Annotated in this window: 1 protein-coding gene; it reads left to right on the top strand. The window is 72.2% G+C overall.

Annotated elements, in window-relative coordinates; genetic code table 11:
* A partial coding sequence (locus PUR61_RS01730) for a polyketide synthase (RefSeq protein WP_329874877.1) occupies positions 1-460 on the top strand: 460 nt, incomplete at both ends.

Raw genomic sequence — 460 nt, 5'->3', positions numbered from 1 at the left:
GTCGGCGCGGGCTGCGGGTCGTCGGGTGCTGGCGGTGGTGCGGGGTACGGCGGTCAATCAGGACGGTGCGTCGAACGGTTTGACGGCGCCGAACGGTCCGTCGCAGCAGCGGGTGATCCGGGCCGCGTTGGCGCAGGCGGGGTTGACCCCGCAGGACGTCGACGCGGTGGAGGCGCACGGCACCGGCACGACGCTCGGTGACCCGATCGAGGCCCAGGCGCTCCTGGCGACGTACGGTCAGGACCGGGACGGCGGTGACCCGCTCTGGCTCGGGTCGGTGAAGTCCAACATCGGGCACACGCAGGCGGCGGCCGGTGTTGCCGGCATCATCAAGATGGTCCTGGCGATGCGGCACGAGACCCTGCCCGCGACGCTCCACGCCGACGAGCAGTCCCCACACGTGGATTGGGCTTCCGGCGCGGTGTCGCTGTTGACGGAGTCGCGGTCCTGGAACCCCGGG

Origin of the sequence: Streptomyces sp. BE20 (assembly GCF_036322525.1) — a bacterium.
GTDB lineage: Bacteria > Actinomycetota > Actinomycetes > Streptomycetales > Streptomycetaceae > Kitasatospora.
Note: the sequence above shows the minus strand (reverse complement) of the source record. Positions and strands in the feature narration are given on the sequence as shown.